Source organism: Streptomyces sp. NPDC053367 (assembly GCF_044545925.1).
Lineage (GTDB): Bacteria > Actinomycetota > Actinomycetes > Streptomycetales > Streptomycetaceae > Streptomyces.
The window spans coordinates 530,094-555,264 of sequence record NZ_JBITYN010000005.1 but is presented as its reverse complement, the minus strand read 5'-3'; the positions used below and the strand labels follow the sequence as shown (position 1 = coordinate 555,264).

Annotated in this window: 21 protein-coding genes; 15 read left to right on the top strand and 6 right to left on the bottom strand. The window is 71.2% G+C overall.

The annotated features are described in order from the left end of the window. Together ACIGXJ_RS17930 and leuE are read left to right on the top strand one after the other, a co-directional pair. Window positions 1–552: methylmalonyl-CoA mutase family protein (locus tag ACIGXJ_RS17930; RefSeq protein ID WP_399645957.1), on the top strand; the 552-nt coding region annotated here is incomplete at its 5' end. Between the two features lie 63 nt (window positions 553–615). Next, the gene (leuE, locus tag ACIGXJ_RS17925) at window positions 616–1,272 is read left to right on the top strand and encodes a leucine efflux protein LeuE (RefSeq protein WP_399645955.1); all 657 of its coding nucleotides are present in this window, start codon (window positions 616–618) and stop codon (window positions 1,270–1,272) included. Window positions 1,273–1,326: 54 nt separating this feature from the next. Here leuE and ACIGXJ_RS17920 read toward each other — a convergent pair whose 3' ends face one another. Both ACIGXJ_RS17920 and ACIGXJ_RS17915 read right to left on the bottom strand, forming a co-directional pair. Continuing rightward, window positions 1,327–3,669: a glycosyltransferase gene (locus ACIGXJ_RS17920; RefSeq protein ID WP_399645952.1), complete on the bottom strand. Its 2,343-nt coding sequence runs from the start codon at window positions 3,667–3,669 to the stop codon at window positions 1,327–1,329. Further along, window positions 3,666–5,171 carry a glycosyltransferase family 29 protein gene (locus ACIGXJ_RS17915; protein ID WP_399645950.1) on the bottom strand — a complete coding sequence of 502 codons (1,506 nt, stop codon included), beginning with the start codon at window positions 5,169–5,171 and terminating at the stop codon, window positions 3,666–3,668. The genes ACIGXJ_RS17920 and ACIGXJ_RS17915 overlap by 4 nt, the downstream gene beginning before the upstream one ends. 204 nt (window positions 5,172–5,375) lie before the next feature. On the opposite strand from ACIGXJ_RS17915, the gene ACIGXJ_RS17910 reads away from it, so the two are divergent. Next, window positions 5,376–6,524 (top strand): acyltransferase family protein, encoded by a 1,149-nt coding sequence (locus ACIGXJ_RS17910; RefSeq protein WP_399645947.1) that lies wholly within the window; start codon window positions 5,376–5,378, stop codon window positions 6,522–6,524. Between the two features lie 19 nt (window positions 6,525–6,543). Here ACIGXJ_RS17910 and ACIGXJ_RS17905 read toward each other — a convergent pair whose 3' ends face one another. Then, window positions 6,544–7,209, bottom strand: coding sequence for a TetR/AcrR family transcriptional regulator C-terminal domain-containing protein (locus ACIGXJ_RS17905; RefSeq protein WP_399645945.1), 666 nt, complete (start codon window positions 7,207–7,209; stop codon window positions 6,544–6,546). Between the two features lie 88 nt (window positions 7,210–7,297). Between ACIGXJ_RS17905 and ACIGXJ_RS17900 the strand changes: the two genes are divergently transcribed. Beyond that, entirely contained in the window at window positions 7,298–7,756 is a 459-nt protein-coding gene (locus ACIGXJ_RS17900; protein WP_399645943.1) for an FAD-dependent monooxygenase, read from the top strand. A 43-nt stretch (window positions 7,757–7,799) separates the two neighbouring features. Here ACIGXJ_RS17900 and ACIGXJ_RS17895 read toward each other — a convergent pair whose 3' ends face one another. The 3 genes from ACIGXJ_RS17895 to ACIGXJ_RS17885 form a co-directional block, all read right to left on the bottom strand. Then, on the bottom strand, window positions 7,800–8,786 hold the full coding sequence (locus tag ACIGXJ_RS17895; protein WP_399645941.1) for a hypothetical protein: 987 nt from the start codon (window positions 8,784–8,786) through the stop codon (window positions 7,800–7,802). A 193-nt stretch (window positions 8,787–8,979) separates the two neighbouring features. Then, entirely contained in the window at window positions 8,980–10,308 is a 1,329-nt protein-coding gene (locus ACIGXJ_RS17890) for an alpha-2,8-polysialyltransferase family protein (protein WP_399645938.1), read from the bottom strand. Further along, window positions 10,308–11,294, bottom strand: a complete 987-nt coding sequence (locus tag ACIGXJ_RS17885) for a glycosyltransferase family 2 protein (RefSeq protein WP_399645935.1) — start codon at window positions 11,292–11,294, stop codon at window positions 10,308–10,310. The genes ACIGXJ_RS17890 and ACIGXJ_RS17885 overlap by 1 nt, the downstream gene beginning before the upstream one ends. A 198-nt stretch (window positions 11,295–11,492) precedes the next feature. Between ACIGXJ_RS17885 and ACIGXJ_RS17880 the strand changes: the two genes are divergently transcribed. The 11 genes from ACIGXJ_RS17880 to ACIGXJ_RS17830 all read left to right on the top strand — a co-directional run bounded on the left by ACIGXJ_RS17880 (window position 11,493) and on the right by ACIGXJ_RS17830 (window position 25,133). Next, window positions 11,493–12,791, top strand: coding sequence for a DUF6716 putative glycosyltransferase (locus ACIGXJ_RS17880; RefSeq protein ID WP_399645933.1), 1,299 nt, complete (start codon window positions 11,493–11,495; stop codon window positions 12,789–12,791). A 116-nt stretch (window positions 12,792–12,907) separates the two neighbouring features. Continuing rightward, on the top strand, window positions 12,908–14,131 hold the full coding sequence (locus ACIGXJ_RS17875) for a cytidylyltransferase domain-containing protein (protein ID WP_399645931.1): 1,224 nt from the start codon (window positions 12,908–12,910) through the stop codon (window positions 14,129–14,131). A 14-nt stretch (window positions 14,132–14,145) separates the two neighbouring features. Next, complete coding sequence (locus ACIGXJ_RS17870) at window positions 14,146–15,084, top strand: N-acetylneuraminate synthase family protein (protein ID WP_399645928.1); 939 nt, start codon at window positions 14,146–14,148, stop codon at window positions 15,082–15,084. Between the two features lie 46 nt (window positions 15,085–15,130). After that, window positions 15,131–16,195, top strand: coding sequence for a hypothetical protein (locus ACIGXJ_RS17865; RefSeq protein ID WP_399645926.1), 1,065 nt, complete (start codon window positions 15,131–15,133; stop codon window positions 16,193–16,195). Between the two features lie 355 nt (window positions 16,196–16,550). Further along, complete coding sequence (locus tag ACIGXJ_RS17860) at window positions 16,551–17,780, top strand: M20 family metallopeptidase (protein WP_399645923.1); 1,230 nt, start codon at window positions 16,551–16,553, stop codon at window positions 17,778–17,780. Window positions 17,781–18,228: 448 nt separating this feature from the next. Beyond that, a complete protein-coding gene (locus tag ACIGXJ_RS17855) occupies window positions 18,229–19,275 on the top strand; it encodes a BMP family protein (protein ID WP_399645920.1) in 1,047 nt (348 codons plus the stop codon). Window positions 19,276–19,552: 277 nt separating this feature from the next. Next, entirely contained in the window at window positions 19,553–20,602 is a 1,050-nt protein-coding gene (locus tag ACIGXJ_RS17850; protein WP_399645918.1) for a BMP family protein, read from the top strand. A gap of 208 nt (window positions 20,603–20,810) precedes the next feature. Next, entirely contained in the window at window positions 20,811–22,358 is a 1,548-nt protein-coding gene (locus tag ACIGXJ_RS17845; protein ID WP_399645916.1) for an ABC transporter ATP-binding protein, read from the top strand. Further along, the gene (locus ACIGXJ_RS17840) at window positions 22,358–23,485 is read left to right on the top strand and encodes an ABC transporter permease (RefSeq protein ID WP_399645914.1); all 1,128 of its coding nucleotides are present in this window, start codon (window positions 22,358–22,360) and stop codon (window positions 23,483–23,485) included. The genes ACIGXJ_RS17845 and ACIGXJ_RS17840 overlap by 1 nt, the downstream gene beginning before the upstream one ends. Beyond that, window positions 23,482–24,747 carry an ABC transporter permease gene (locus ACIGXJ_RS17835; protein ID WP_399645911.1) on the top strand — a complete coding sequence of 422 codons (1,266 nt, stop codon included), beginning with the start codon at window positions 23,482–23,484 and terminating at the stop codon, window positions 24,745–24,747. Before ACIGXJ_RS17840 ends, ACIGXJ_RS17835 begins: the two co-directional genes overlap by 4 nt. After that, window positions 24,744–25,133, top strand: coding sequence for a cytidine deaminase (locus tag ACIGXJ_RS17830; protein ID WP_399645909.1), 390 nt, complete (start codon window positions 24,744–24,746; stop codon window positions 25,131–25,133). Before ACIGXJ_RS17835 ends, ACIGXJ_RS17830 begins: the two co-directional genes overlap by 4 nt. Window positions 25,134–25,171 lie beyond the last annotated feature (38 nt).

Genomic DNA, 25,171 nt, shown 5'->3' with positions numbered 1-25,171 from the left:
ACGGACAAGTCGGCCCGTCTCGCGCTGCGCACCCAGCAGGTGCTGGCCTACGAGACGGACGTGACGGCGACGGTCGACCCGTTCGCGGGCAGTTATGTCATCGAGAAGATGACCGACGAGGTCGAGGCCGCGGCCGTGGAGCTGATGCAGAAGGTCGAGGACCTCGGCGGGGCGGTCTCCGCGATCGAGCACGGCTTCCAGAAGAACGAGATCGAGCGCAACGCCTACCGCATCGCGCAGGAGACCGACTCCGCCGAGCGGGTCGTCGTCGGCGTCAACCGCTTCCAGCTCGACGAGGAAGAGCCCTACGAGCCCCTGCGCGTCGACCCCGCCATCGAGGCCCAGCAGGCCGAACGCCTCGCGAAACTCCGCGCCGAGCGCGACCAGGCGGCGGTGGACGCGGCCCTGGAGGCCCTGAAGAAGGCCGCCGAGGGCGAGGACAACGTCCTCTACCCGATGAAGGACGCCCTCAAGGCCCGCGCCACCGTCGGCGAGGTCTGCAACGCGCTGCGCGAGGTGTGGGGGACGTACGTGCCCTCGGACGCGTTCTGAGCCTCGTCTCGCTGCACGGAATCCCGGGAAGGAGTGTCGTACCCCCGTGCGACACTCCTTCTCATGTTCGGCGTCATCGATCTCCCCACCTATCTGGCAGGACTCGTCCTGATCGTCCTGCTCCCCGGCCCCAACTCGCTGTACGTGCTCTCGGTGGCCGCCCGCAGGGGCGTACGCACCGGCTACGCGGCGGCGGCCGGGGTGTTCACCGGGGACGCGGTCCTGATGACCCTGGCCGCGCTCGGGGCGGCCTCGGTGCTCACCACGACACCACTGCTGTTCCTGGTGGTGAAGTACGCCGGCGCCGCGTACCTCGGCTGGATGGCGTACGGCATGCTGCGCTCGGCGTGGGCCATGTGGAAGGCGCGCGGGGAGCGGACCGTCGAGGAGGTCGTCGCCGCGGCGGCCGAGCCGGGGGACGAGCGCCCCTACCGGCGGGCGCTGGTGGTGTCCCTGCTGAACCCGAAGGCGATCCTGTTCCTGATCTCCTTCTTCGTGCAGTTCGTCGACCCGGACTACGCCTACCCGGCCCTGTCCTTCGTCGTGCTCGGCGCCCTGCTCCAGACGGCCAGCTTCCTGTACCTGTCCCTGCTGATATTCGGCGGCACCCGCCTCGCGGACGCCTTCCGCCGGCGCAGGCGCCTGGCGGCGGGGGCCACCTCGGCCGCGGGCGCGCTGTTCCTCGGCTTCGCGGTGAAGCTGTCGCTGGCGAGCGCGTAGCCCTGGGTGTGAGCCGGGGCCGTCGCCCGGCCCGGCTCACACCGCGGGCGGTGCTCAGCCCAGGATCGTGCGCAGCTCTGCCGCGTTCGCCCGGGTGATCCGCCACAGCTCCTGCTGCCTGCCGTGCACGTCCGCCACGGTCTTCGCGTGGTCGGCGAGCAGGTCGCGGGAGCGTTCGACGAGGACGGCCGCGAGGTTGCGGTCGTGGACCGACACGCCCCACTCGGGCCGCTCGATGTCGGCGAGGAAGTACGCCATCTTCGGGTGCGAGATCAGGCTGATGATGGGCGTGCCGCAGCCGAACGGGATCATGCCCGCGTGGCCGCGCATGCCGATGACCAGCTTCGTGCGGGCGTACAGGTCGCGGATGGCGTCGTTGTCGAAGTCGTACATCGGGACGACCGGCAGCGAGATGCCGTGCTCGCGGCGCAGGTCGAAGGCGAGCTTCTCGTCGTCGAGGGAGTGCGCGACGATCTGCACCTCGGCGAGCGCGCCGAGGTCCTTCACGGCCTTGGCCATCTGCGCGAGGAAGTAGCCGTAGTCGTGGCCGAAGCGCAGGCCCGCCCGGTCATAGGCGGCGTTGACCAGGATCGTGTCGTCGCGCGTCGCCGGGTCCTGCCAGCCGGCGACCAGTTGCCGGGTGACCGTGGTCGGGCAGGGCTGGAAGCGGACCTTGTCGTGCAGGTGCGCCGGCAGCATCGCGCGGACCTTCGCTATGGAGCCGTGGTTGCGCAGGCCGAAGAAGGCCGACTTCTCCACCAGCTTGCGCAGCGACTCGCGGAACCGCCGGGCGCGGTAGGACTGCCCGTCGAAGGCGTTGAAGCCGACCGCGTACACCGCGACGGGCACCTCGATGCGCTCCAGCATCTCGTCCGGGACGTTCCACTGCCAGGCGCTGTTGCCGTTGGGCATGGTGTCCGGGATGAACAGGCCGCCACCGCCGATGACCAGGCCGCGACGGGCGTTGACACGCTCCAGCGCGGCCTCGTCGAACAGCCGGTGGGCGTGGACGGAGTGCCAGCGGCGGCCGCCGGTGTCCGGGTCGAAGGCGAGCCGGACGGACTCGGGCAGCAGCTTGTCGCCGGCGTTGCCCTGCCGGTCCATGTAGAAGGCGACGTGCGCGAGCTGCTCGCCGGGACTGCCCTGCGCCTGCGCGGGGACGCCGGTGGCCCGCTGGTGCCAGACGCGGCTGGCGCGGTGGGTGGGGTCGACGGTGAGGCCCCGCAGGGCGTACTCCCGGGCGGCGGCGTCGTCGCCGTGCACCCAGGAGATCTGGGCGAGCCGGGCGAACGCGGTCGAGGCCCGGTTGGGCGCGGCGGTGGCGAGCAGCAGCTGGGCGCGGGCCTCCTCGTAGCGGGAGACGCTCATCAGGGCGTGCCCGTACACCTCGTGCGGCCAGGCCTCGTCGATGGGCAGGTGGACGCGCTCCATGATCTCGACGGCCTGCTGGTAGTCGCCGTTCGCGATGTGCGCGTGGGCGACCCGGCGGGCGGTGTCGACGTCTCCGGTGCGCTCCACGTACGGAGTGCCGAAGTGCACCAGCAGATCGCGGTGCATGCTGTTGCCGCCGCGGGAGAGGTAGGCGGACTGCAGCGCGGCGTCGCTCATGTCGAACTCGCGCCAGCGCTCCTGGGCCTTGGTGTAGCCGGCCTCGCCGCCCTGCCAGGGCTTGTGGCGTCCGGTGAAGTGCAGGACCGCGGTGCCGTCGGGGACGTCGAGGTCGCCGGACAGGCGCCGTTTGACGAAGTTGTACTTGGGGTCGAGGCGCACGAAGTCGCCGTCCAGGACGGCGTTGAGGATGCCCTGGTCGTGCTTGTCGAGCTCGTAGGAGCCCTCCCGGCCGACCTTGTCGATCTTCGCGTAGAACGCGTCGCTGAGGTATTCCTTCTGGATGACGAGCAGGCCCGAGTTGAGCTTGTGCCGGCCGTAGAAGAACTGCGGTACGGCCGCCAGGCCCTCGCGCAGCGACAGCAGTTCCGCGAGCGGGCCGAGGACGACCATGTCGGTGTCCAGGGTGATCACGGTGTCGTAGTCGCGGATCTTGAAGACGTCGAGGATGAAGTACGCCTTGCGGACCAGGTAGTTGTCCTGGTCGCCCTTGGCGTACGTGTCGTAGTGGTCGGCGTCGACGCGGCGGAAGTCGACCCTGGGGTGCAGGGCGCGGATCCGCGCGACCGAGGACGGCTTGAGGTCGTCGTGCAGGACGACGAAGTCCTCGCACACGCCCGGGTTGGACAGGGCGAGGGAGCGCAGCAGGGCGAGGAAGCCGGGCAGGTAGTTCTCGTCGACGAAGCTCGCGAAGGCGATGCGGCGCTTGCCGGTGAGCGTGCGGGCGTCGGTGGCCGGGGCGGCGGTGCCCTGGGCGGTGGACACGGTGGACACGGTGGTCGCGGTCATCGCAGGGAGATCCTCATGCCGGAGACGCTCTGGGCCCGTTCCATGACCCATGCCTTCTCGCTGGTGTATTCGTGCACGGACGTGATGGGCATCTTCATGGCGGCGTCCACGCGGTAGGCGCCGGACTCGTAGAAGTCGAAGCCGATCAGGTCGAGGGTGGGGCTGACGTCGAGGAAGTCGAGCAGCCACAGCATGTTGAAGCCGCTGGTGGGGATCGACGGCCAGCGGTCGGTGCCCAGGCGGCCGATGTTGCGCACCGGCCAGCGCAGCGTCTCGTCGCCGAGGTACTTCTGCGCGCCGGGCACCAGCCGGGTGCGCAGGGAGTGCTTCCAGTCGGCGGAGACACCCCCGAAGACCAGCCGGGTGTCGACGGGCTGGTCCCAGTTGAAGCCGTGCTTGTGGATGGTGACGTGGATGTCGGTGCGCCGGCCGGTGTGCACGGGGTCGATCCGGTACGAGTTGAAGCGCACGACCAGGTCGTAGGCGTCGATCTCCGTGCCCATCGAACTGGCGCCCACCTTGCCGGAGTTGGCGATGAGCGCGACGGACTTCCCCGCGATGCGGTTGCGGAACTCGCCGAGGGTGAGCCACTCCACGCCGCCGTACAGCGGGTCGGCCACGGGGCCGCGCATACGGTTGCGGCGCTGCTCGGCGAACAGCGCTATCAGCTCGGTCAGTTCGGGCGTGGGCCGGACCTGGGCGGTGGTGGCGAGGTCCAGGTAGTGGGCGAGGGCCTCCTGGAACTCCTGCTCGGGCGCCTCGGCGCGGTCCATCGCGAGAAGCGCTCCCACGAGCCGGGCGCGGGCGTCCTCCCACTCGCCGGCGGCGTGGGCGGCGAGGCCGTCGGCCCAGGTGTCGGTGGCGGGGGCCGTGGCGAACCGCTCGGCGCCGGGGACCGTACGCCGCAGCAGGCCGAGCAGTTCGGCGCGCCTGTCCTGGGCGACGCGGACGCCGGCGACCTTGGCGCGCACGCCGAAGCCGTCCTCGTCGGTCAGCTCCAGATAGCGGTCGAAGGCCTCCACGGCGGCGGCCGGACGGCCCATGGCCTCCAGGAGCCGGCCGCGCAGCCGCCAGCCGGCGCGGGAGTTCCTGCGCTGCGTCAGGACGGTGTCGCTGATGAGCAGGGCGAGGTTCAGCTCGTCGTCGTAGCCGCAGTCCAGGGCCTTGCCCGCGACCGCGAGCAGGGCGTCGAGCAGGTCGTTGCCGAGGCCGGGGCCGGTGGGCCGGGCGCCGCGCCGGATGAGGCCGCCCGCGCCGGCCGGGGCGGGGGCGGGCGCCTGCGTCTGCGCCCACAGGGCGAGCAGCCTGCGCAGCTGCTCGGCCAGGGCGATGCGCCGGGAGTCGAGGCTCCCGACGAGCTTGCCGCTGTGCACGGCGCACGCGCGCAGACAGTCGTCCAGCTCGGCCGGGGTGACCTGGGCGGTCGGCGGGCCGGCGTCGGTGGGCGCGGATGCCAGGTCCCCGGTCCGGGGACGTGACCATCTGCTGCGAACCCTCGTCATGGTGCTCCTGCTCTGGGAAATGGCGAAGAAGGCAAGAAGATGCCGAAGCATGGGTGAAGGTCGGAGAACAGTAAGAAACCAATGCGACCAGCAGGTGAACCGCTCGGGACCGTCGGGCAAATGGTGTTTCCGGCGAGCGGAATTGCCCCCGATCGCCTCCTAGGGTGGGCGCGTTGACCCAACCGGTGACTGAGGAATGGCCCCATGACCGAAACGGTCGTCGGCACTCCGGCGCCCCACTCCGTCGCGTCCGCACTCGGGGAATCCCGCGGCGAGAGCGAGCCCGCGACGAGGAATTCCGGCGGGCGGCTGCGAGCCCTGGACGGACTGCGGCTCCTCGCCGCGCTGATGGTCGCCTTCTACCATTACGGCGGTCGCGGCGGTGAGATCACCGAGGCCTGGGGCTCCTCGCCGAGGACGCAGTTCCCGACCCTGTCCTCCTGGTTCGCCTATGGCTGCCTCGGCGTCCAGGTGTTCTTCGTCATCAGCGGTTTCGTCATCTGCATGAGCGGCTGGGGCCGCCCGCTGCGGTCCTTCTTCGCCTCGCGGGTGGCCCGGCTGATGCCCGCCTACTGGGTGGCCGTCGTGCTCGTCACGGCCGTGTTCGCGCTGCCGGTGGTGGCGTACGACGCGGTCTCGCCCAGCGACGCCCTGGTGAACATGACCCTGCTTCAGCAGCCGCTCGGCGCGGACCGGGTGCTCGGGGTGTGCTGGACGCTGTGGGTGGAGGTCCGCTTCTACGCGCTGTTCGCCCTGTGCGTCGTACTGCCCGGGGCCTCCCGCCGGCGGGTCGTGCTGTTCTGCGCGGTGTGGACGCTCGCGGCCGCCGTCGCGGACGCCGCCGACCAGCCCCTGCTCGACCTGGTGCTGATGCCCGAGCACGCGCCCTTCTTCATCGGCGGCATCGGCATCTACCTGCTGTACCGCGACCGCAGGGACGTCACCGCCTGGGGCATCGTCGCGGTGAGCTGGCTGACCGGGCAGCACTACGCGGTGGCCGAGCTGTGGCACCGGCCGGGGCCCGGCCACTTCTCCTACCGCTCGGCGTACGTGATCATCGCGATCGTCACCCTCGGCTTCCTCGCGGTGCTCGCCGTGGCGCTGGGCGCGCTGCGCCGGGCCGACTGGCGCGGGCTGACGACCGCGGGCGCGCTGACGTACCCCTTCTACCTGGTGCACGAGCACCTGGGCTGGGTCGCCGTCGAGGTCCTGCACCGGCACCTGGGCCTGCCGGCCTACGCGACCCTGGCCTCGACGCTGGTCTGCATGCTGTTCCTGGCGTGGCTGTTCAACCGGTTCGTGGAGCGCCGGGGTGCACCGCTGCTGAGGGACGCGCTGACGAGGTCCCGCTGACCGGCCCGCCGCGCGGGCCCTACCCGGGTTCCGTCAGCAGGGTCGCCTCCACGCCCGCGATCACCGCGTGCAGGCCGGCCGCGAAGCCCGCGTCGTGGTGCTGGAACATCTCGTGCCCGGCCTGGGCGGCCAGCGGCCGGCCGGCGAGGCGTTCGGCGCGGGCCCGCAGGTCGTAGCCGCCGGGGCCGGTGGCCGGGTCGGGGCCCATGGACTGCTCCTCGATGACGTAGCCGATGGTGTAGCTGTACGCCGTGAACCAGGCGCGCGCGGCGGCGGCCGGGGTGAAGCCCGCCCGGGTCAGCAGGCCCAGACCGGCCTCCATCGGCTCGGCGTACGACATGTCGGTGAAGCGGGTGCCGGCGTAGACCTTGGCGCCGTCGCGGTAGCGCAGCAGGTGCTCGCGCAGGCCGCTCATCATGCGGAAGAACCCCTGTCGCCACTCCTGCGGCGCGACGTCCACGTGGTCGGCGAACTCCGCGGCCATGCGGCGCAGCATCTCGGTGGCCATCTCGTCCAGCAGCGCCTGCTTGTCCTTGAAGTGCCAGTACAGGGCGGGCGCCTTGACGTCCAGTTCCCTGGCGATGGCGCGCAGCGTCAGCCCTTCCAGACCGACCTCGTTCAGCAGCTTCAGGGCGGTGTCCGCGACGCGGCCGCGGTCGAGCGGGGCCCGGCGTTCGGTAGTCACGGTCCCCAACCTATCGGGTCCCCCTTGCGCACTTAACAACGTTAAGGGCATGCTGCTGCCCTACTTAACATCGTTAAGGGAGCTGATCGTGCGTGACGTTCTGATCGTGGGCGCCGGACCGACCGGACTCGCCCTCGGCATCGACCTCGCCCGACGCGGCGTGGACGCCCTCGTCGTGGACAAGGCCGACGAGCTGTTCCCCGGCTCGCGCGGCAAGGGCTACCCGGACTCCCCGCTCACCGAGGACACCCGCACGGAGCCCGCCGGCACGGTCCGCGCCGGCGACCGCGCTCCCGACGGGGAGACGGCCGCGGGGAAACGCCTCTTCGACGTCCTGCGCGGCCCGCACTGGACCCTGCTCGCCGTGGGCACGGACGCCGCCCTGCCCCCGCTCGGCGTGCCCGAGGCACGGATCGCGGGGCACTCGGACCAGGGCGCCTACGGCAGGGGCGTCTTCCTGATCCGCCCCGACGGGTACGTCGGCTGGGCGGGCGAGACGGCGGCGGGCCTCACGGAGTACGCCCGGCGCGTGGGCGTCACCGGCTGAGGCGGCCGCGAAGGGGCGGCCCCCCGGCCGGCGGGGCCCGGCCTCAGCGTCCCGCGACCTTCCTCCGCAGCCGGGTGAGCACCGAACCGCCGCCCCTCTCCGCCCGGTCCTTCTCGTACGCCTTCCTCAGCTGCTCGAAGTGGTCCGCGCGGGTGCGGCCGAGGTACTCGTCGCCGAGCAGCGGCTCGGCGATCCGCCAGGCCTGGCGGTGGCGGCCGTCGTAGTGGGCGACGTAGGCCTTGGCCAGTTCGAGTACGGACCTGAAGGGGATGCCGCCGGTGTGGTCGTGGTCGACGCGCTCCTGCACCGCCGAGATGAGCCGCAGCTTCTCGTCGTAGGAGTAGGTGTCCTCGGCGATGGCCTCCAGCACGTGCCCGGGGATCGGACGGACGACCTCGAAGGCGAGGGTGGAGCGGATCGGGGGGCCCGCGATCTCGATGTAGGGGAGCAGCGCGCCGGTGCTGTGGTGCAGCCAGGGCAGCCGGGGTCCGGCGAAGTCCTGGTGCAGGACGACCGAGCCGGGCCGCAGCCGGGTCAGGAAGCGCTCGCTGACGCAGCGGAAGACCCGGGCCGTCTTGGCGATGTCGATGTGCAGGAACTCCACCGGCGTGACGTCGTCCGGGTCGGACGTCTGCCACAGGTCGCCGGCGTGGATCTCCAGGAAGGGCAGGAAGGGCTCCAGGCGGCCCTTGAACTCCTCCAGGAAGGAGCCGTCCCCTTCGGGCGCCTTGCCGGAGGTGAAGAACTTCTCGGTGGCGAAGGTGCCCTTGCCGACCCGGAAGAAGTCGTAGGCGTGCAGCCGGCCCGTCCTCTCGTCGAACACCGGGCTCTCGTGCAGCCCCAGCGCCAGGGCGTACGTCGACCCGCCGCCGCCCGCACCCAGTTCGACGATCCGGTCCCGGCCCGTGAGGTGGTGCCGCCCCAGCAGGTACAGGAACTTCAGCTCCCAGGTGCTGCACTGCGTGTACGGCAGGTCGTCGGGGAGCCGGACGTCGTCGAGGAGCGGGTAGAGCCGGGCCAGGTGCGACATGGGCGGGCCTCACGGAGTCGGTGGGGGCGGCGTTGTGCGATCCTAGGGCCCCGAACACCGCGCCACCATGGAATCATCGATTCCCTCGGATGGACTGCCTCTGTTTCTCTGGCTGTTGCCGGTGATTCACCCGTGATTCGCTTATCGGCGGAGCGCCGTGGCTCCCCTCACCCGCCGACCCGCGTGGCTCCGCTCATCGGCGGACCGCCTTGCGCAGCGCCTTCGCCCGCCGCACCACCCGCCGCGCCGCCGCGTTGCGCGGCAGGAACGACAGCCGCTGCGGGATACCGCCCGGCAGGCCCAGCGCGGTCAGCCGGCGGCGCTTGAAGTAGCGCTGGGTGCGCGGGCCGAGGTGCCGCGAGAGGAACCCTTCAGCCGCCGGGCGCAGGGCGCTCAGGATCCGCGGCTGCATGGTGAAGCCGACCGTCTCCACCAGACCGGTCAGCTGCTCCCGGGGCAGCGTGTCACCGCCCTCCGTCTCCAGGCAGGGCAGCAGCGCGTCCGCCAGCGTCACCGGCACCCGGTTGCTGTTCTGGTACGGCGTCAGCCGGTCCAGCAGCGGTTCGGTGCCCACCCGCGCCACCGGCAGGCCGTAGAACGCCGACGCGGTGAACAGCGCGGTCGAGAAGCAGCCGACCACCAGCGCGGGCCGTGCCCTCTCGAACAGCACCTCGGCCAGCACGGGCGTGTCGACGACGGTCAGCCCCACACCGAGCCGCTCGGCCTCGGTCTCCAGGGCCCGGCCGTAGCTCGCGGGCGCGGTGGGGTGCGGCTTGAACACGACGGCCCGGTGTCCGCGCGCCGCCGCGCCCCGCAGCATCCGCACATGCAGCTCCTCCTCCTCTCGGGCGGAGAGGATGTCCAGCGCCGACAGGTACTGCCCGAGCAGCAGCGCGGCCCCCTCGGGCACCTCCGAAAGCTCGGCGGGGGACCCGGCGAGGCGGCCCATCACCTTCAGGAACGCCTCCGTCGGCACGACCTGTGCCGGCACGCCGAACTCCGTCAGCAGCAGCGGCGTCAGACCCGGCACCAGGTCCAGGTGCAGCAGCCGCCGCACCCGCGTGCCGACCAGCGGATCGATCTTGTTGCGGGTGGGCCCGTAGCTCATCAGACCGTCGGCGTACACGTCGACGGGCGCCCCGGTGAAGATCTGCGCCAGCGCCAGCGCCGGGTTGACCTGGATCGACTCCAGGACCAGTTCCACCCGGTCCTCGCCCAGCCCCCACAACAGCCGCAGATACCGCTCGAACAGCGGCACGTCGTCCGCGCCCGGCGCCCAGGCGCCCGGGTGGAACGGGTGGATCGCCGCGTTGAAGGAGAGGACGTCGTCGAAATGGCCGCGCACCTGCTCGAAGCCCGGCATCTCGTCGACCGGGGGCGTGGTCTCGGGTGTCGCGGCGTTGTTGAACACCAGCAGCACCCGCCGGTCCGCCCCGGCGAAGCAGCCGGAGTCGAGCGCGGCGGCCAGCGTCGCGGCGCCGTACAGCGTGGAGGCGCAGAAGATCTGCGTCGTACGGGACATCAGGCGGCCGCCTTCGTGCCGGAGGCCCGGCGCCGCAGCCGTCGCAGCCGGGCGGAGCGGTTCAGGTCCATGGTGTCGAGCACATCACCGAGCGCGTCCTGCGGCATGCGCGCGATGGCCGCCGCGCTGCGCAGCCGCAGCTCCTTCGCCACGGCCGGCTCCCACTTGGACTCGTCGGACAGATGGTGGGCGATGATCGCGCAGTAGGTGCGCACCGCCTTCGGCAGCAGCCGGGCGGCGTCCGGGTCCTGGGCCGTCTCCTCGATCACCTGGTCGAAGGCGCGGATGAAGTCCAGTTGGCGCACATCGCCGATCTGGGTGAGCGAGGTCGCCACCCCGCGCCGGTAGAACACGCCCAGCAGGCTCAGCACCGCGAACGACTCCGCCTCACGGTGCAGCTTCCAGATCCACGGCCGGTCCTCGGCCGTGCGCAGCCCGTCCGTGAAGTGCAGCAGACCCCGCTCCAGCAGCCGGCGGTGGTAGCAGCCGGCCCAGGCGTACGCGTAGTCCACCGAGGTGGAGCGGTCGGCGGGCAGGATCGCCGCGCGCGGGTCCAGCACCTCGCCGCGCAGGCCCACCGGCACCCGGTGCACGGTCCGGGCTCGGGCCGTGGCCTGCACATGATCCGTGCGCACGAAGTCGCAGCCGAGCTCCTCGTGCGCGGCCACCAGATCGGCCAGGTAGCCTCGGGCGAGCCAGTCGTCGCCGTCCAGGAACGTCACGTACTCGCCGCTCGACGCGTCGAGACCGGTGTTGCGGGCGGTGGCGAGACCTCCGTTCACCTCATGGCGGATGTACCGCACCCGGGCGACCTCGGACAGTTCCTCGGCCGCACGCTCGAGAACGGCCGGGGTCCCGTCCTGGGAATGGTCGTCCACCAACACGAATTCGAAGTCGCCGCGCGCGTTGTTGCGCAGACTTCTGAGCGTGTCCGGCGCGTATTGCTGGACGTTGTAGAACGGCACGATCACGGAAAGCTTTGGCACCCGAGAAAGGCTAGAAGGCGGCCCGGCCGGGCAACTTTCCGCCGGGCGTACGAGTGGTGAACTCGATGTGTCGGAACGGTGCACCCCCTGTACTTTTCCCCTTCCGGCAGGCCAGTTCGGCTTTCGGTGGGCCGCTGTTAACTTTTCGTTGATTCGCGGTTGGGCCACAACTAGGAATTCATTCCTAGCGTCTTGGACGTGCCACCACGTACAACGAAGCCCCCACGGATCGCCGTGCTCGCGGACTCGGACACCCGATGGAAATGGGGTGCGCTCACCGCGCACCGCATCACCCCGGGCGACGCCCCCGTCCTCGACGGCTTCCTGCTGCGCGGCCGGGCCACCCCGACCGCACGCCAGCTCGCCGAGGTGGGCGTGCGCGCCGACTCCCTCAGGGAGGTCACGGCCGTCGAGTTCCTGCACACCATGGCGCGGGAGCCGTACGACGTCCTCGTGCTCTCCCTCGTCGGCGGCGGCGTCCAGGCGATGCTGCACGGCCTGGGGCGCGTGTGGGAGGACAGGCCCGAGCGGCCCGTCGTCGTCACCGGCTATGTCGGCGTCGTCTACGAGAAGCTCACCGACGGCCTGCTCCTGCGGCACGGCGCGGACCTCGTCCTCGCCAACTCCCGCCAGGACGCCGAGCGGTTCCGCGCGGTCTACGAGGGGGTCGGCGCCGACGCCGGCTCCGTGACCGAGGTGGCGCTCCCCTTCCTCGGCGGCGCCCCCTACGAAGGCGCACACACCCCGTTCACCGTGGTGTTCGCCGCCCAGCCGTCCGTCCCGGACAGCCGCGCGGACCGGGCGTACCTGCTGGAGCGGCTCGTCCGCCACGCGCGGCAGCACCCCGGCCGCGAGGTGCTGCTCAAACTGCGCTCCAAGCCCGGCGAACACACCACCCACATCGAGGAACTGCCCTACCAGAAGCTGGCCCAGCGGCTCGACCTCCCGCCCAACCTCCGCCTCGTCTACGGCAACATGGGCGAGGTCCTCGACCGGACCGACCTGCTCGTCACCATCAGCTCCACGGCCGCGCTGGAGTCCCTCCACCGCGGCATCCCCACCGTCGCGCTGACCGACCTCGGCGTCCGCGAGGTGCTCGGCAACCACCACTTCGTCGGCTCCGGATGCCTCGCCTCCTGGGACCAGCTCGACGCGGGGTACCTGCCGGCGGCCGAGCCGGGGTGGGTCGCCCGGCAGGGCGTCGCCGTCGAGGGGGCCTTCGACGCCGCGCGGGAGCGGGTCGCCGCGCTGCTCGCCCAGCCGGGCGGGCTCCCGCCGCTCACGCCGTACTACACACCCGTCACCGCGCCCGGCTATCTGCCCGGGATTCTCGCCCGCCATCACCTGGGACCCGACGGTGCGCCGCTGCCCGGCGCTCCCGCCCACGACCGGGAGCCGGGGGCCGTTCGGCAGATCGTGCGGCGGGCCGCCCGCGGGGCGTACCGGCACGGGGTGCAGCGGGTGGCTCCTGTCATCCGGCGGATGGGGGAGCTGTGAGCCCCGCCGATCGCCGTTCGTCCGCCGCGCCGTCCGGGCCGTCCGCGCCCCGCGGCGGAGCCGCTGACCGGCGCAGCCCCGCGCCCCCGAAGGGCTTCACCGCACAAGGAGTTCACATGACCGACCCGCAGACGCGTGCTTCCCTGCGGCGCGTGCTCGCCGTGATCCCCGCCCGAGGCGGCTCCAAGGGCGTGCCCGCCAAGAACCTCGCGCCCGTCGGGGGCGTCCCGCTGGTGGCCCGGGCCGTACGGGAGTGTCTCGCGGCGCGGTTCGTCACCGACGTGGTCGTGTCCACCGACGACCACGCCATCGCCGCCGCCGCCCGTGAGGCCGGGGCCGAGGTCGTGCTGCGGCCCGCCGCCATCGCCGGGGACACCGCCACCTCCGAGGCCGCCGTGCTGCACGCCATGGACACGCACGAGACACTGCACGGCTCCCCGGTCGACGTGGTGCTGCTCGTGCAGTGCACCAGCCCGTTCGTGGGGCGCGAGGACATCGACGGGGTCGCCCGCGCGGTCGTGGAGGCCGGCGCCGACACCGCCGTCACCGTGGCGCCCTTCCACGGATTCGTCTGGCGCGACGCCACCGACGAAGCCGAGGGCGGGGTCGGCGTCAACCACGACAAGGCCTACCGACCGCGCCGCCAGGACCGGCCCCAGGACTACCTGGAGACCGGCGCCGCCTACGCCATGGACGCGGCCGGCTTCCGCCGCCACGGCCACCGCTTCTTCGGCCGCACCGAGCTGGTGCGGACCGACCCGGCGCGGGTGCTGGAGATCGACGACCCGCACGACCTCGCCCGGGCCCGCGCGCTGGCGCCGCTCCTCGACGCCGAACGGCCCGGCGCGCTGCCCGCCCACGACGACATCGACGCCGTCGTCCTCGACTTCGACGGCACCCAGACCGACGACCGGGTGCTGATCGACGCCGATGGGAAGGAGTTCGTCTCCGTGCACCGCGGAGACGGCCTCGGCATCGCCGCCCTGCGCAGGAGCGGCCTGAAGATGCTGATCCTCTCCACGGAACAGAACCCTGTGGTCGCCGCCCGCGCCCGGAAGCTCAAGCTGCCCGTGCTGCACGGCATCGACCGCAAGGACCTCGCGCTCAAGCAGTGGTGCGAGGAACAGGGCATCGCGCCGGAGCGCGTGCTCTACGTCGGCAACGACGTCAACGACCTCCCGTGCTTCGCCCTCGTCGGCTGGCCCGTGGCGGTCGCGAGCGCCCACGACGTCGTACGCGGCGCCGCACGCGCGGTCACCACCCTCCCCGGCGGCGACGGCGCGATCCGAGAGATCGCCGGCTGGATTCTCGGACCCTCTCTCGACTCCCCCTCCCAGTAAGGACATCCTTCGCCATGAGCACCAACTCCCGTCTGCGTCACTTCGGTTCGCGCGAGGTCGGCCCCGGCCGCCCGGTCTACATCTGCGGCGAGATCGGCATCAACCACAACGGTGAGCTGGAGAACGCCTTCAAGCTCATCGACGTGGCCGCCGAGGCCGGCTGCGACGCGGTCAAGTTCCAGAAGCGCACCCCGGAGATCTGCACCCCGCGCGACCAGTGGGACATCGAGCGCGACACCCCCTGGGGCCGGATGACGTACATCGACTACCGCCACCGCGTGGAGTTCGGCGAGGACGAGTACCGCCGCATCGACGAGTACTGCAAGGAGAAGGGCATCGCCTGGTTCGCGTCCCCGTGGGACACCGAGGCCGTCGCCTTCCTGGAGAAGTTCGACCTGCCCGCCCACAAGGTCGCCTCCGCCTCCCTCACCGACGACGAGCTGCTGCGCGAGCTGCGCGCCACCGGCCGTACGGTCATCCTGTCGACGGGCATGTCCACCCCGCGCCAGATCCGCCACGCGGTCGAGGTCCTCGGCAGCGACAACATCCTCATGTGCCACGCCACCTCGACCTACCCCGCCAAGGCCGAGGAGCTGAACCTCCGCGTGATCAACACGCTGGAGAAGGAGTACCCGAACGTCCCGATCGGCTACTCCGGCCACGAGACCGGCCTGCAGACCACCCTCGCCGCCGTCGCCCTCGGCGCCGTCTTCGTCGAGCGCCACATCACCCTCGACCGCGCCATGTGGGGCTCCGACCAGGCCGCGTCCGTCGAGCCGCAGGGCCTCACCCGCCTCGTCCGCGACATCCGCACCATCGAGGCCTCCCTCGGCGACGGCGTCAAGAAGGTCTACGACTCCGAGCTCGGCCCGATGAAGAAGCTGCGCCGCGTCACCGGTGTCGTCGCCGAGGCGGAGATCGCGGCCGCGGCGGGCGAGCCGGTCTCGGTCTGACCCCGCTCAGCAAACCCCTCCTCATGACGGGACGGTCGTGACGCCGATGAGCCCCCGCGCCGGGAACACCGGCCCCCGCACTCTCGCCTTCGTCGAGAGCCCGGTACAGCTGCTGAACGTACTGGAGTGGGCGCACGCGCATGCGCCCGGCGCGGGGCTCACGCTGGTGGTCCTCTCGCCCGTCGACCCGATGACCCGCGGCCAGCTCCGCCGGATGGCCGAGCTGGCCCGCGAGGAGGGGCACGAGGTCCGCTGGGAGGAGGCCCGCGGCGGCACCGGCGCGCCCTTCCACACCATCGGCGGCCTCATGGGCCCCCTGCGCCGGGCCGAGCGGATCGTCATGGGCGACCCGTTCTCCCGCTACGTACAGCTGCTGCTGACCATCACCCGGGCGGGGGAGCTGGTCGTCGTCGACGACGGCACGGCCACGATGGAGTTCGTCGGGCAGCTCGCCCGCGGGGAACGCCTGGTGCGCTGGCACCGCAAGGGCAGCCGGCCCGGGCCCCGCGACCTGCTCTTCGCGCCGGTGTCCTCGGTGGCCCGCCGCCGGCTGACGCCGGCCCGGGGCCGGCGGGTGGCGGTGTTCTCCTCGATGCCGATCGAGGAGGTGCCGGACGGGGTGACGGTGTCCGCGAACGACTTCTCCTGGACCCGCTCCCGCTTCGGACCGCCCCGGATCACCCGCGGCGCCGACATGGTCGGCACATCGCTGGTCGAGACCGGCGTCGTCGACGGCGACCGCTACCTGGAGGCGGTGTCGGGGCTGGCCAGGGCCCACGGCGCCACCCGCTACTTCGCCCACCGCCGCGAGAGCGCCGACAAACTGCACCGGCTCGCCGTGGAGACCGGCCTGGAGGTGGTCCGGCCGGATCTGCCGCTGGAGCTGATAGCCCGCCGTGGCCCGATCGGCCGTACGGTCCTCAGCTTTCCGTCCACCGTCGTCCACACCCTTCCGCTGGCCCTCGCGGGGACCGACGTCCGTGTCTCCGTGTGTGACATCGATCCCGGCTGGCTCACCCGGACGGCCTCGCCCCGCGCCCAGGGTTTCCTGTCGGGGGTGACGGGGTCGGCGCGCGATGTGCACCGGCTGGCGGCGGTCGCGGTGGTCTGAGGCCGCGGGCGGGGGTGCGGCTCGGCTGGGTGCGGGGCGGGGCGGTCCCGGCGGCCGTGGGAGCGGCCGGGGCGGCCGTGGAGTGCGACCGGAGTGGGCGACCTCACAGAGTCGCGTTCCGAGTGGTGAACACTTCGGCGTCAGACGAGCGAGGCGTGGTATCCGTGGAGAGGGTGGACTGCTCGCATGGGGTTTTGTGACCCAGGGTGGTCGGAAAGTTGCGCGAGTTTACCCACCTGAAACTGCAGCTATGCCTTGGGCGGCCAGATTTTCTTCCCCTGACGGGCTGAACTTTTGTTGATCGCATGTCCGTCGGCCGTCCCGGCGTCCTACCCTCCAAAGGGTGAAGCAACTGATGTCCCTAGAGTCCGAGGCCGTTACTCCCGGCGAAGCCGTGCTTCCCGGCACGCTCCCCGAGGCGCTGCGTGCCGAGCTCGTGGCCTTCCGCCGCGATCTGCACATGCACCCCGAGCTGGGGAACCAGGAGTTCCGTACGACCGCCGCGATCAAGGAGCGCCTGGAGAAGGCGGGCCTGAAGCCGCGGGTGCTCGCCGCGGGGACCGGGCTGCTGTGCGACGTCGGAGTGGAGGGCGGTGTCTGGGACGGCGGGCCGCGCATGCTCGCCCTGCGGGCCGACATCGACGCGCTGCCGATCCCGGACGCCAAGACGGAGTGCGCGTACCGGTCGACCGTGCCGGACCGGGCGCACGCCTGCGGCCATGACGTGCACACCACCGTGGTGCTCGGGGCCGGGCTGGTGCTGGCGTCGCTGCACGAGCGGGGGCTGCTGCGGCGGCCCGTGCGGCTGATCTTCCAGCCTGCCGAGGAGGTGCTGCCGGGCGGTGCCGCGGACGCCATCGAGGACGGGGCGCTGGACGGGGTCGAGCGGATCCTCGCCGTGCACTGCGATCCTCGGGTGGACGCCGGGCGGATCGGGCTGCGGCAGGGGCCGATCACCTCGGCCTGCGACCGGCTGGAGATCGCGCTGGACGGGCCCGGGGGCCACACGGCGCGTCCGCACCTGACGACCGACCTGGTGACCGCGGCGGCGCGGGTCGTCACCGACGTGCCCGCGCTGGTCGCCCGGCGCGTCGACACGCGGGCCGGGCTCGCGGTGACCTGGGGGCGTATCGAGTCGGGGCACGCCCCGAACGTCATCCCGCAGCACGCCGAGCTGTCCGGGACCGTGCGGTGCCTGGACATCGAGGCGTGGCGGCAGGCGCCGGACATCGTGGTCGCGGCGATCGACGAGGTCGCGAACCTGCACCGGGCGAAGTCCGAGATCACGTATGTGCGGGGGGTGCCGCCGGTGGTGAACGACGCCGACAGCACCGAGCTGCTGCAGGCCGCCATGGTCGCGCGGCGGGGGCTGGACTCCGTGGAGGGCACCGAGCAGAGCCTCGGCGGCGAGGACTTCTCCTGGTACCTGGAGCGCGTGCCCGGCGCCATGGCCCGGCTGGGCGTCCGCACCCCCGGCGAGCGAACGGTCCGCGACCTCCACCAGGGCGACTTCGACGTGGACGAGTCCGCGATCAAGGTCGGCGTGGAACTGTTCACCGCCGCCGCGCTGATCGCCCCCCTGTAGACGCCTGCGGCGGCCTGCGCGGGTCGGGTGGTCTTGTACGCGCCGTACTGCAGCTCCCCAGGGGCGCGGGGAACTGCGCGCCCAGCCACGGACGGCCCGCACCCGCACACGGCGGTACGAACCCGGCCGGGTGGGCGGCCTTTCAGGGGCGCGGGGAACTGCGCGACAGGTCACCGACGGCCCCCGCAGCCGCCGACGACCCAGCGGCGCGACCCCGCCCTCACCCCACCGCCCCCCTCCGGTTGCGCCCCACCCCCCACCACGGCAGCCTGGGCCGTGAATGCGGGTGCCGTGTCCCTTTTGAACCCGTCGTTCACCGGGGCGTAACAGCCATCGGCACGAATGGATAACGGCCGCGCGGAACCCCGTTCCCAGGAGTGTCTACGCGCGTTAATCTGCGCCGAACCGAGCACCCACTGCGGGGCTTTGGAGAATGGGGAACTTCAGCATGCGTCGGACATCCAAACTGACCCGTGTCGCGGTGGGGGTCGCCTCGATCGCGCTCGCGGCCACGGCCTGCGGCGGTACCAGCAGCGACGGCGGCGACAGCGGCGAGAAGGAGAACCTCGGCCTCGCCATCGCCTACGACATCGGCGGCAAGGGCGACCAGTCCTTCAACGACGCCGCCTACGCGGGCCTGGAGAAGGCCAAGAAGGAGTTCGGCTACAAGACGGCCGACGTGGAGCCCACCGAGGGCGAGACGGACGCCGACAAGGAGCAGCGTCTGTCCTCGCTCGCCAGGCAGGGCTACAACCCGGTCATCGGCATCGGCTTCGCCTACGGCCCCGCCATGGAGGCCGTGGCCAAGAAGTACCCGAAGACCACCTTCGGCATCGTCGACTCCGTGGTCGAGGGCGACAACGTCGCCTCCCTCGTCTTCGCCGAGCAGGAGGCCTCCTACCTCGCCGGCGTCGCGGCGGCCAAGGCCACCAAGACCAACACGGTCGGCTTCGTGGGCGGCGTGGACATCCCGCTGATCCACAAGTTCGAGGCCGGCTACAAGCAGGGCGTGCAGGACACCAACCCCAAGGTCAAGGTCATCTCGCAGTACCTGACGCAGACCGCGGAGGAGGGCGGCTTCTCCAGCCCGGACAAGGGCAAGGCCGCCGCCGAGGGCCAGATCGAGAAGAAGGCCGACGTGGTCTACCAGGCCGCCGGTCTGTCGGGCCAGGGTGTCATCGAGGCCGCCGCCAAGGCGAAGGTCTGGGCGATCGGTGTCGACTCCGACCAGTACAAGCAGCAGGCGCTGGCCGCGTACAAGAGCTACATCCTCACCTCGGCCCTGAAGGACGTCGGCGGTGCGGTGTACGCGCTGGCCAAGTCCGTCGAGGACGGCAAGCCGCTGAAGGGCGTGCAGACCTTCGACCTGAAGGTGAACGGTGTGGGGCTCTCCGAGAGCAACCCCGAGTACGCCAAGATCGCCGGCCTCGCCGACGCGGTGAACAAGGCCAAGGAAGGCATCATCAGCGGTTCCATCAAGGTCAAGACCGAGTAGCACTCGGCCGGGGCGGCAGCCCCCATGAGCCGAAGCGGGCGGGTACGACGGCGTACCCGCCCGCTTCGGCGTGCGCGCACCCCCTCCGGCGTCACACACCGCCACCCTCCCTTTGCGTTCGGCAAGGCCCCGGGTGACCGCGGAGTTACCTTGGCCACGGGCGCATAACAAGGTGGACAGAAGGGGTTTTCAGGTAGGTCTACGCGCGTTAATCTGCGGCGAAGCCAGCGCCGAAGCTGAACCGTCCTCCGGCGCTTGTACGACAGGAGCACCACACATGCGCCGGATTTCCCGGATCACGGTCGCAGGCGCAGCGACCGCCTCTCTGGCCCTCGCGCTCTCCGCCTGCGGCGGTACCTCGACCTCCGCCGACTCGTCGGAGTCGAAGGGCAACCTGGGCCTGGCCATCGCGTACGACGTCGGCGGCAAGGGCGACCAGTCCTTCAACGACGCCGCCTACGCGGGTCTGGAGCAGGCGAAGAAGGAGTTCGGCTACGACACGGCCGACATCGAGCCCACCGAGGGTGAGACGGACGCCGACAAGCAGCAGCGCCTGGAGTCCCTGGCCAAGCAGGGCTACAACCCCGTGATCGGGATCGGCTACTCGTACGCGACCGCCGTCAAGGGCGCCGCCGAGAAGTTCCCGGACACCACCTTCGGCATCGTGGACGACTCCACGATCGAGGCGAAGAACGTGGCCGACCTGGTCTTCTCCGAGGAGGAGGCGTCCTACCTGGCCGGTGTCGCCGCCGCCAAGGCCACCAAGACCGACACCGTCGGCTTCGTGGGCGGCGTGGACATCCCGCTGATCCACAAGTTCCAGGCCGGCTTCGAGCAGGGCGTCAAGGACACCGACCCGAAGGTCAAGGTGCTCTCGCAGTACCTCACCCAGACGGCCGAGGAGGGCGGTTTCTCCAGCCCCGACAAGGGCAAGTCGGCCGCTGAGGGTCAGATCGAGAAGAAGGCCGACGTCGTCTACGCCGCGGCCGGTCTGTCCGGTCAGGGTGTCATCGAGGCCGCCGCCGCCAACAAGGTGTGGGCCATCGGTGTCGACTCCGACCAGTACAAGCAGGAAGCCCTGGCGAAGTACAAGGACTCGATCCTGACCTCCGCCATGAAGGACGTCGCCAAGGCGGTCTACAACCTGGCGAAGTCGGTCGAGGACGGCAAGCCCGAGACCGGTATCGTTCGTGGCGATCTGAAGAGCGGCGAGGTCTCCCTGTCGAACTCGAACCCGAAGTTCGCGGGCGACGCCGCGATCCAGAAGGCCGTCGAGACTGCCAAGGAGAAGATCATCAGCGGCGACATCAAGGTCAAGTCCAGCTGAGGAACCACACCCTGAGCAGTGTGTAACCGAGGGGTTACGTCCGCTGAACGGGGTACGGGGAGACCGCTCCCCGTACCCCGTTGGCAGCGGTGCGTCACCCCCTTGTATGCCGTAGGGGCGCTACGCGCGTAGACGACCCCCGTCCCCAGGAGAGTGCGCCATCAACGCGTCCAGCAGCCCTCCGGCCGGAGCGGCGGTCAACGAATCGGTGACCGCCGTCGAGCTCGCCGGGATCACGAAGCGATTCCCCGGTGTCGTGGCCAACCACGACATCCACCTCACCGTCCGCAAGGGCACCGTGCACGCCCTCGTCGGCGAGAACGGCGCCGGCAAGTCGACCCTGATGAAGATCCTCTACGGCATGCAGAAGCCGGACGAGGGCACCATCGCGATCGACGGCGAGCAGGTCGGCTTCTCGTCCCCGGCCGACGCCATCGCCCGTGGCATCGGCATGGTCCACCAGCACTTCATGCTCGCCGACAACCTGACGGTCCTCGAGAACGTCGTCCTCGGCAGCGAGAAGCTCTACGGCATCGGCGCCAAGGCCCGCCGCCGGATCAAGGAGATCTCCGAGCGCTACGGCCTCGACGTCCAGCCCGACCTCCTGGTCGAGGAGCTCGGAGTCGCCGCCCGCCAGCGCGTGGAGATCCTCAAGGTCCTCTACCGCGGCGCCACCACCCTGATCCTCGACGAGCCCACGGCCGTGCTGGTCCCGCAGGAGGTCGACGCGCTCTTCGACAACCTGCGCGAGCTGAAGTCCGAGGGCCTGTCGGTCATCTTCATCTCCCACAAGCTCGGCGAGGTGCTGTCCGTCGCCGACGACATCACCGTCATCCGCCGCGGTACGACCGTGGGCACCGCCGTCCCCTCCGAGACGACGCCGCGCCAGCTCGCCGAGATGATGGTCGGCAGCGAGCTCCCCACCCCGGAGACGGCGGAGTCGACCGTCACCGACCGTCCGGTCATCACCGTCGACAAGCTGCGCATGGTCGCGCCGGGCGGCAAGGCGCTGCTGGACGACATCAGCTTCACCATCCACGCCGGCGAGGTGCTGGGCATCGCCGGTGTCGAGGGCAACGGCCAGACCGAGCTCGTCGACGCTCTGATCGGTCTGAGGAACGCCGACTCCGGCACGATCAGCCTCGCCGAGGAGGAGATCACCGGCTGGGCCACCCGCAAGCGCCGCGAGCAGGGCATCGGCTACATCCCCGAGGACCGCCACCGCCACGGCCTGCTCCTGGAGGCCCCGCTCTGGGAGAACCGTATCCTCGGCCACGTCACCGAGAAGCCCAACGCCAAGGGTGTCTGGCTCGACCCGAAGGCGGCCCAGGAGGACACCCGGCGGATCGTGACGGAGTACGACGTCCGCACCCCGGGCATCGACGTCACCGCGGCCTCCCTGTCCGGCGGCAACCAGCAGAAGCTGATCGTCGGCCGCGAGATGAGCCACAAGCCGCGCTTCCTGATCGCCGCGCACCCCACCCGCGGTGTGGACGTCGGCGCGCAGGCCGCGATCTGGGACCACATCCGTGAGGCCCGCCGCGAGGGCCTGGCCGTGCTGCTGATCTCCGCCGACCTGGACGAGCTGATCGGCCTGTCCGACACGCTCCGGGTGATCTACAACGGCAAGCTGGTCGCGGACGCCGACCCGGCCACCATCACCCCCGAGGAGCTCGGCTCGGCCATGACCGGTGCCGTCACCGGGCACCTCGAGCACGAAGAGACGCCGGAAGCCCCCGAAGACGAGGCCCGCTGATGAAGAAGTTCGACAAGGAGCGTGTGCTCCTCGCGGTGGCCGGGCCGGTCATCGCGCTCGCCGTGGCCTTCGCGCTCAGCGCGATCGTGCTGCTCGCCTCCGGCAAGAACCCGATCGAGCCGTTCACGCTGATGTTCGAGCAGCTCGGTTACTCCGACAAGCAGGTCCTGATCATCAACCAGGCCTCGATGTACTACATCGCGGCACTGGCGGTGGCCGTCGGCTTCCGGATGAACCTGTTCAACATCGGTGTCGACGGCCAGTACCAGCTCGGCGCCATGCTGGCGGCCGTGGTCGGCGCCCACGCCAACCTGCCCGCCGTCCTGCAGATCCCGCTGCTGCTGCTGACCGCCATGTGCACGGGCGCGTTCTGGGCCGGCATCGCCGGTGTCCTGAAGGTCACGCGCGGTGTCAGCGAGGTCGTCGCGACGATCATGCTCAACGCGATCGCCACCTCCGTCATCGCCTACCTGTGGCTGCCCGACGTCTTCGGCGTCAAGATCGGCAACAACAACACCACCGGCGAGATGCACGAGTCCGGCTGGGTCCCCGGCATCGACCTGGGCGAGGCCGGCGAGATCTACGGCCTGGTCGTCCTCGCCGCGCTGCTCGGCATCGGCTACTGGGTCGTCCTCAACCGCACCCGCTTCGGCTTCGACCTGCGCGCCTCCGGCGCCTCGGAGTCGGCGGCCGCGGCCAGCGGCGTCGACCCCAAGCGGATGACACTGACCGCCATGCTGATCTCCGGCGCCGTCGCCGGTCTCGCGGGTCTGCCGATCCTCATGGGCGACGCCCACACCTACAACCTGAACTTCCCCACCGGCATCGGCTTCCTCGGCATCGGCATCGCCCTGCTCGGCCGCAACAGCCCGGTCGGCATCGCCTTCGCCGCCCTGCTGTGGGCCTGGCTCGACAAGGCCTCCCCGGAGCTGGACTTCCACGGCTACGACAAGGAGATCGCGGTCATCATGCAGGGCATCATCGTCCTCGCGGTGGTCGTCTCCTACGAGGCCGTGCGCGAGTGGGGTCTGCGCCGCCAGCAGCGCCGGGTCGGCGCCGAGCTGGCCGCCGGGCACGTCCTCGGCGCCACCGACAACAACGTGAACAAGGAGGTGGCGGGCCGATGACCACCGCGACCGACGTCAACCAGCCCACGCTGCAGCCCGCGGCGCCGGCCGGCCGCCGCATGTCGCTGCCGGTGCTGCTGCTCGTCATCGCCGGCGGCCTGGCGCTGACCTCGATCGTCCGCCTGATCACCGGCGCGGACGGCATCACCAACGTCAGCCAGATGTCCACCGCCCTCCAGCTCGCCGTGCCCATCGGCCTCGCCGGTCTCGGCGGTCTGTGGGCCGAGCGCGCGGGCGTCGTCAACATCGGCCTCGAGGGCATGATGATCCTCGGCACCTGGTTCGGCGCCTGGGCCGGCTTCCAGTGGGGCCCGTGGACGGGTGTCCTGGTCGGCGTCATCGGCGGCGCGGTCGGCGGTCTGCTGCACGCGTTCGTCACCGTGACGTTCAACGTCAACCACATCGTCTCCGGTGTGGCGATCAACATCCTCGCCCTCGGCGTCACCCGCTACCTCGCCCCGCTGGCCTTCGAGGGCCACCAGGGCGGCTCGGCCAAGCAGTCCCCGCCGGTCGAGTCCCTCGGCCACTTCACGGTGCCCGGCCTGTCCGACGCGCTCAGGGACCTCAACGCCAAGGGCTGGTTCTTCATCTCGGACATCGCCGGCCTGCTCGGCGGCCTGGTCACCAACGTGTCCTGGCTGACCCTGATCGCCGTCGCCCTGGTCCCCGCCACCTGGTGGATCCTGTGGCGCACCGCGTTCGGCCTTCGCCTGCGCTCCTGCGGCGAGAACCCGGTCGCGGCCGAGTCCCTCGGCGTGAACGTCTACAAGTACAAGTACCTCGCCGTGATCATCTCCGGCGGCCTCGCCGGTCTCGGCGGCGCCTTCCTGTCGATCGTGGCGAACCCCTTCTACCTGGAGGGCCAGGTCTCCGGCCGCGGCTTCATCGGCCTCGCCGCGATGATCTTCGGCAACTGGATGCCGGGCGGCCTCGCCCTCGGCGCCGGCCTGTTCGGCTACACCGACAGCCTCAACCTGCGCGGCGGCTCGGAGAACGTCCACGCCCTGCTGCTGCTCGGCGCGCTGCTGCTGATCATCGGCGCGATCTGGCTGGCCGTCCGCAAGAAGTGGATCCCGGCCGCGATCACCCTGGTCATCGGCGGCCTGGTCTGGGCCTGGTACGCGGGCACCAACGAGGTCCCGAACCAGGTCGTCTCCGCCACGCCGTACGTCATCACGCTGGTGGTCCTGGCCCTGTCGGCCCAGCGCCTGCGGATGCCCAAGGCGGACGGTCTGCCGTACCGGAAGGGACAGGGCAAGTGACCTTCGACTGGGACGCCCTGCGGGCGGTGGCGCGGGAGGCCATGTCCCACGCCTACGCCCCTTACTCGGGCTACCCGGTCGGGGTCGCGGCCCGCGTGGACGACGGCCGCACCGTCTCCGGCTGCAACGTCGAGAACGCCTCCTACGGGCTCGGCCTGTGCGCCGAGTGCGGGCTGGTGTCGGAGCTGCAGCGCACCGGGGGCGGCCGGCTGACCCACTTCACCTGCGTGGACGGCAACGGCGACATCCTCGTCCCGTGCGGCCGCTGCCGGCAGCTGCTGTACGAGTTCGGCGGGCCCGGCCTCCTGCTGGAGACACCGGCGGGCATCGTGCCGCTGTCGGAGATGCTGCCCCAGGCGTTCGGCCCGGACCATCTCACCAAGTGACTCCCCGCGGCCCCTCTGAGAGCCCCTGCTCAGAGGGG

What these genes read in the sequence shown, in the direction of transcription:
- ACIGXJ_RS17840 (WP_399645914.1), top strand. Translation starts at nt 22,358, where the DNA reads ATGAAGAAGTTCGACAAGGAGCGTGTGCTCCTCGCGGTGGCCGGGCCG.
- ACIGXJ_RS17850 (WP_399645918.1), top strand. Translation starts at nt 19,553, where the DNA reads ATGCGCCGGATTTCCCGGATCACGGTCGCAGGCGCAGCGACCGCCTCT.
- ACIGXJ_RS17915 (WP_399645950.1), bottom strand. Translation starts at nt 5,171, where the DNA reads ATGACGAGGGTTCGCAGCAGATGGTCACGTCCCCGGACCGGGGACCTG.
- ACIGXJ_RS17865 (WP_399645926.1), top strand. Translation starts at nt 15,131, where the DNA reads ATGAGCCCCCGCGCCGGGAACACCGGCCCCCGCACTCTCGCCTTCGTC.
- ACIGXJ_RS17920 (WP_399645952.1), bottom strand. Translation starts at nt 3,669, where the DNA reads ATGACCGCGACCACCGTGTCCACCGTGTCCACCGCCCAGGGCACCGCC.
- ACIGXJ_RS17890 (WP_399645938.1), bottom strand. Translation starts at nt 10,308, where the DNA reads ATGTCCCGTACGACGCAGATCTTCTGCGCCTCCACGCTGTACGGCGCC.
- ACIGXJ_RS17895 (WP_399645941.1), bottom strand. Translation starts at nt 8,786, where the DNA reads ATGTCGCACCTGGCCCGGCTCTACCCGCTCCTCGACGACGTCCGGCTC.
- ACIGXJ_RS17910 (WP_399645947.1), top strand. Translation starts at nt 5,376, where the DNA reads ATGACCGAAACGGTCGTCGGCACTCCGGCGCCCCACTCCGTCGCGTCC.
- ACIGXJ_RS17875 (WP_399645931.1), top strand. Translation starts at nt 12,908, where the DNA reads ATGACCGACCCGCAGACGCGTGCTTCCCTGCGGCGCGTGCTCGCCGTG.
- ACIGXJ_RS17855 (WP_399645920.1), top strand. Translation starts at nt 18,229, where the DNA reads ATGCGTCGGACATCCAAACTGACCCGTGTCGCGGTGGGGGTCGCCTCG.
- leuE (WP_399645955.1), top strand. Translation starts at nt 616, where the DNA reads ATGTTCGGCGTCATCGATCTCCCCACCTATCTGGCAGGACTCGTCCTG.
- ACIGXJ_RS17870 (WP_399645928.1), top strand. Translation starts at nt 14,146, where the DNA reads ATGAGCACCAACTCCCGTCTGCGTCACTTCGGTTCGCGCGAGGTCGGC.
- ACIGXJ_RS17835 (WP_399645911.1), top strand. Translation starts at nt 23,482, where the DNA reads ATGACCACCGCGACCGACGTCAACCAGCCCACGCTGCAGCCCGCGGCG.
- ACIGXJ_RS17860 (WP_399645923.1), top strand. Translation starts at nt 16,551, where the DNA reads ATGTCCCTAGAGTCCGAGGCCGTTACTCCCGGCGAAGCCGTGCTTCCC.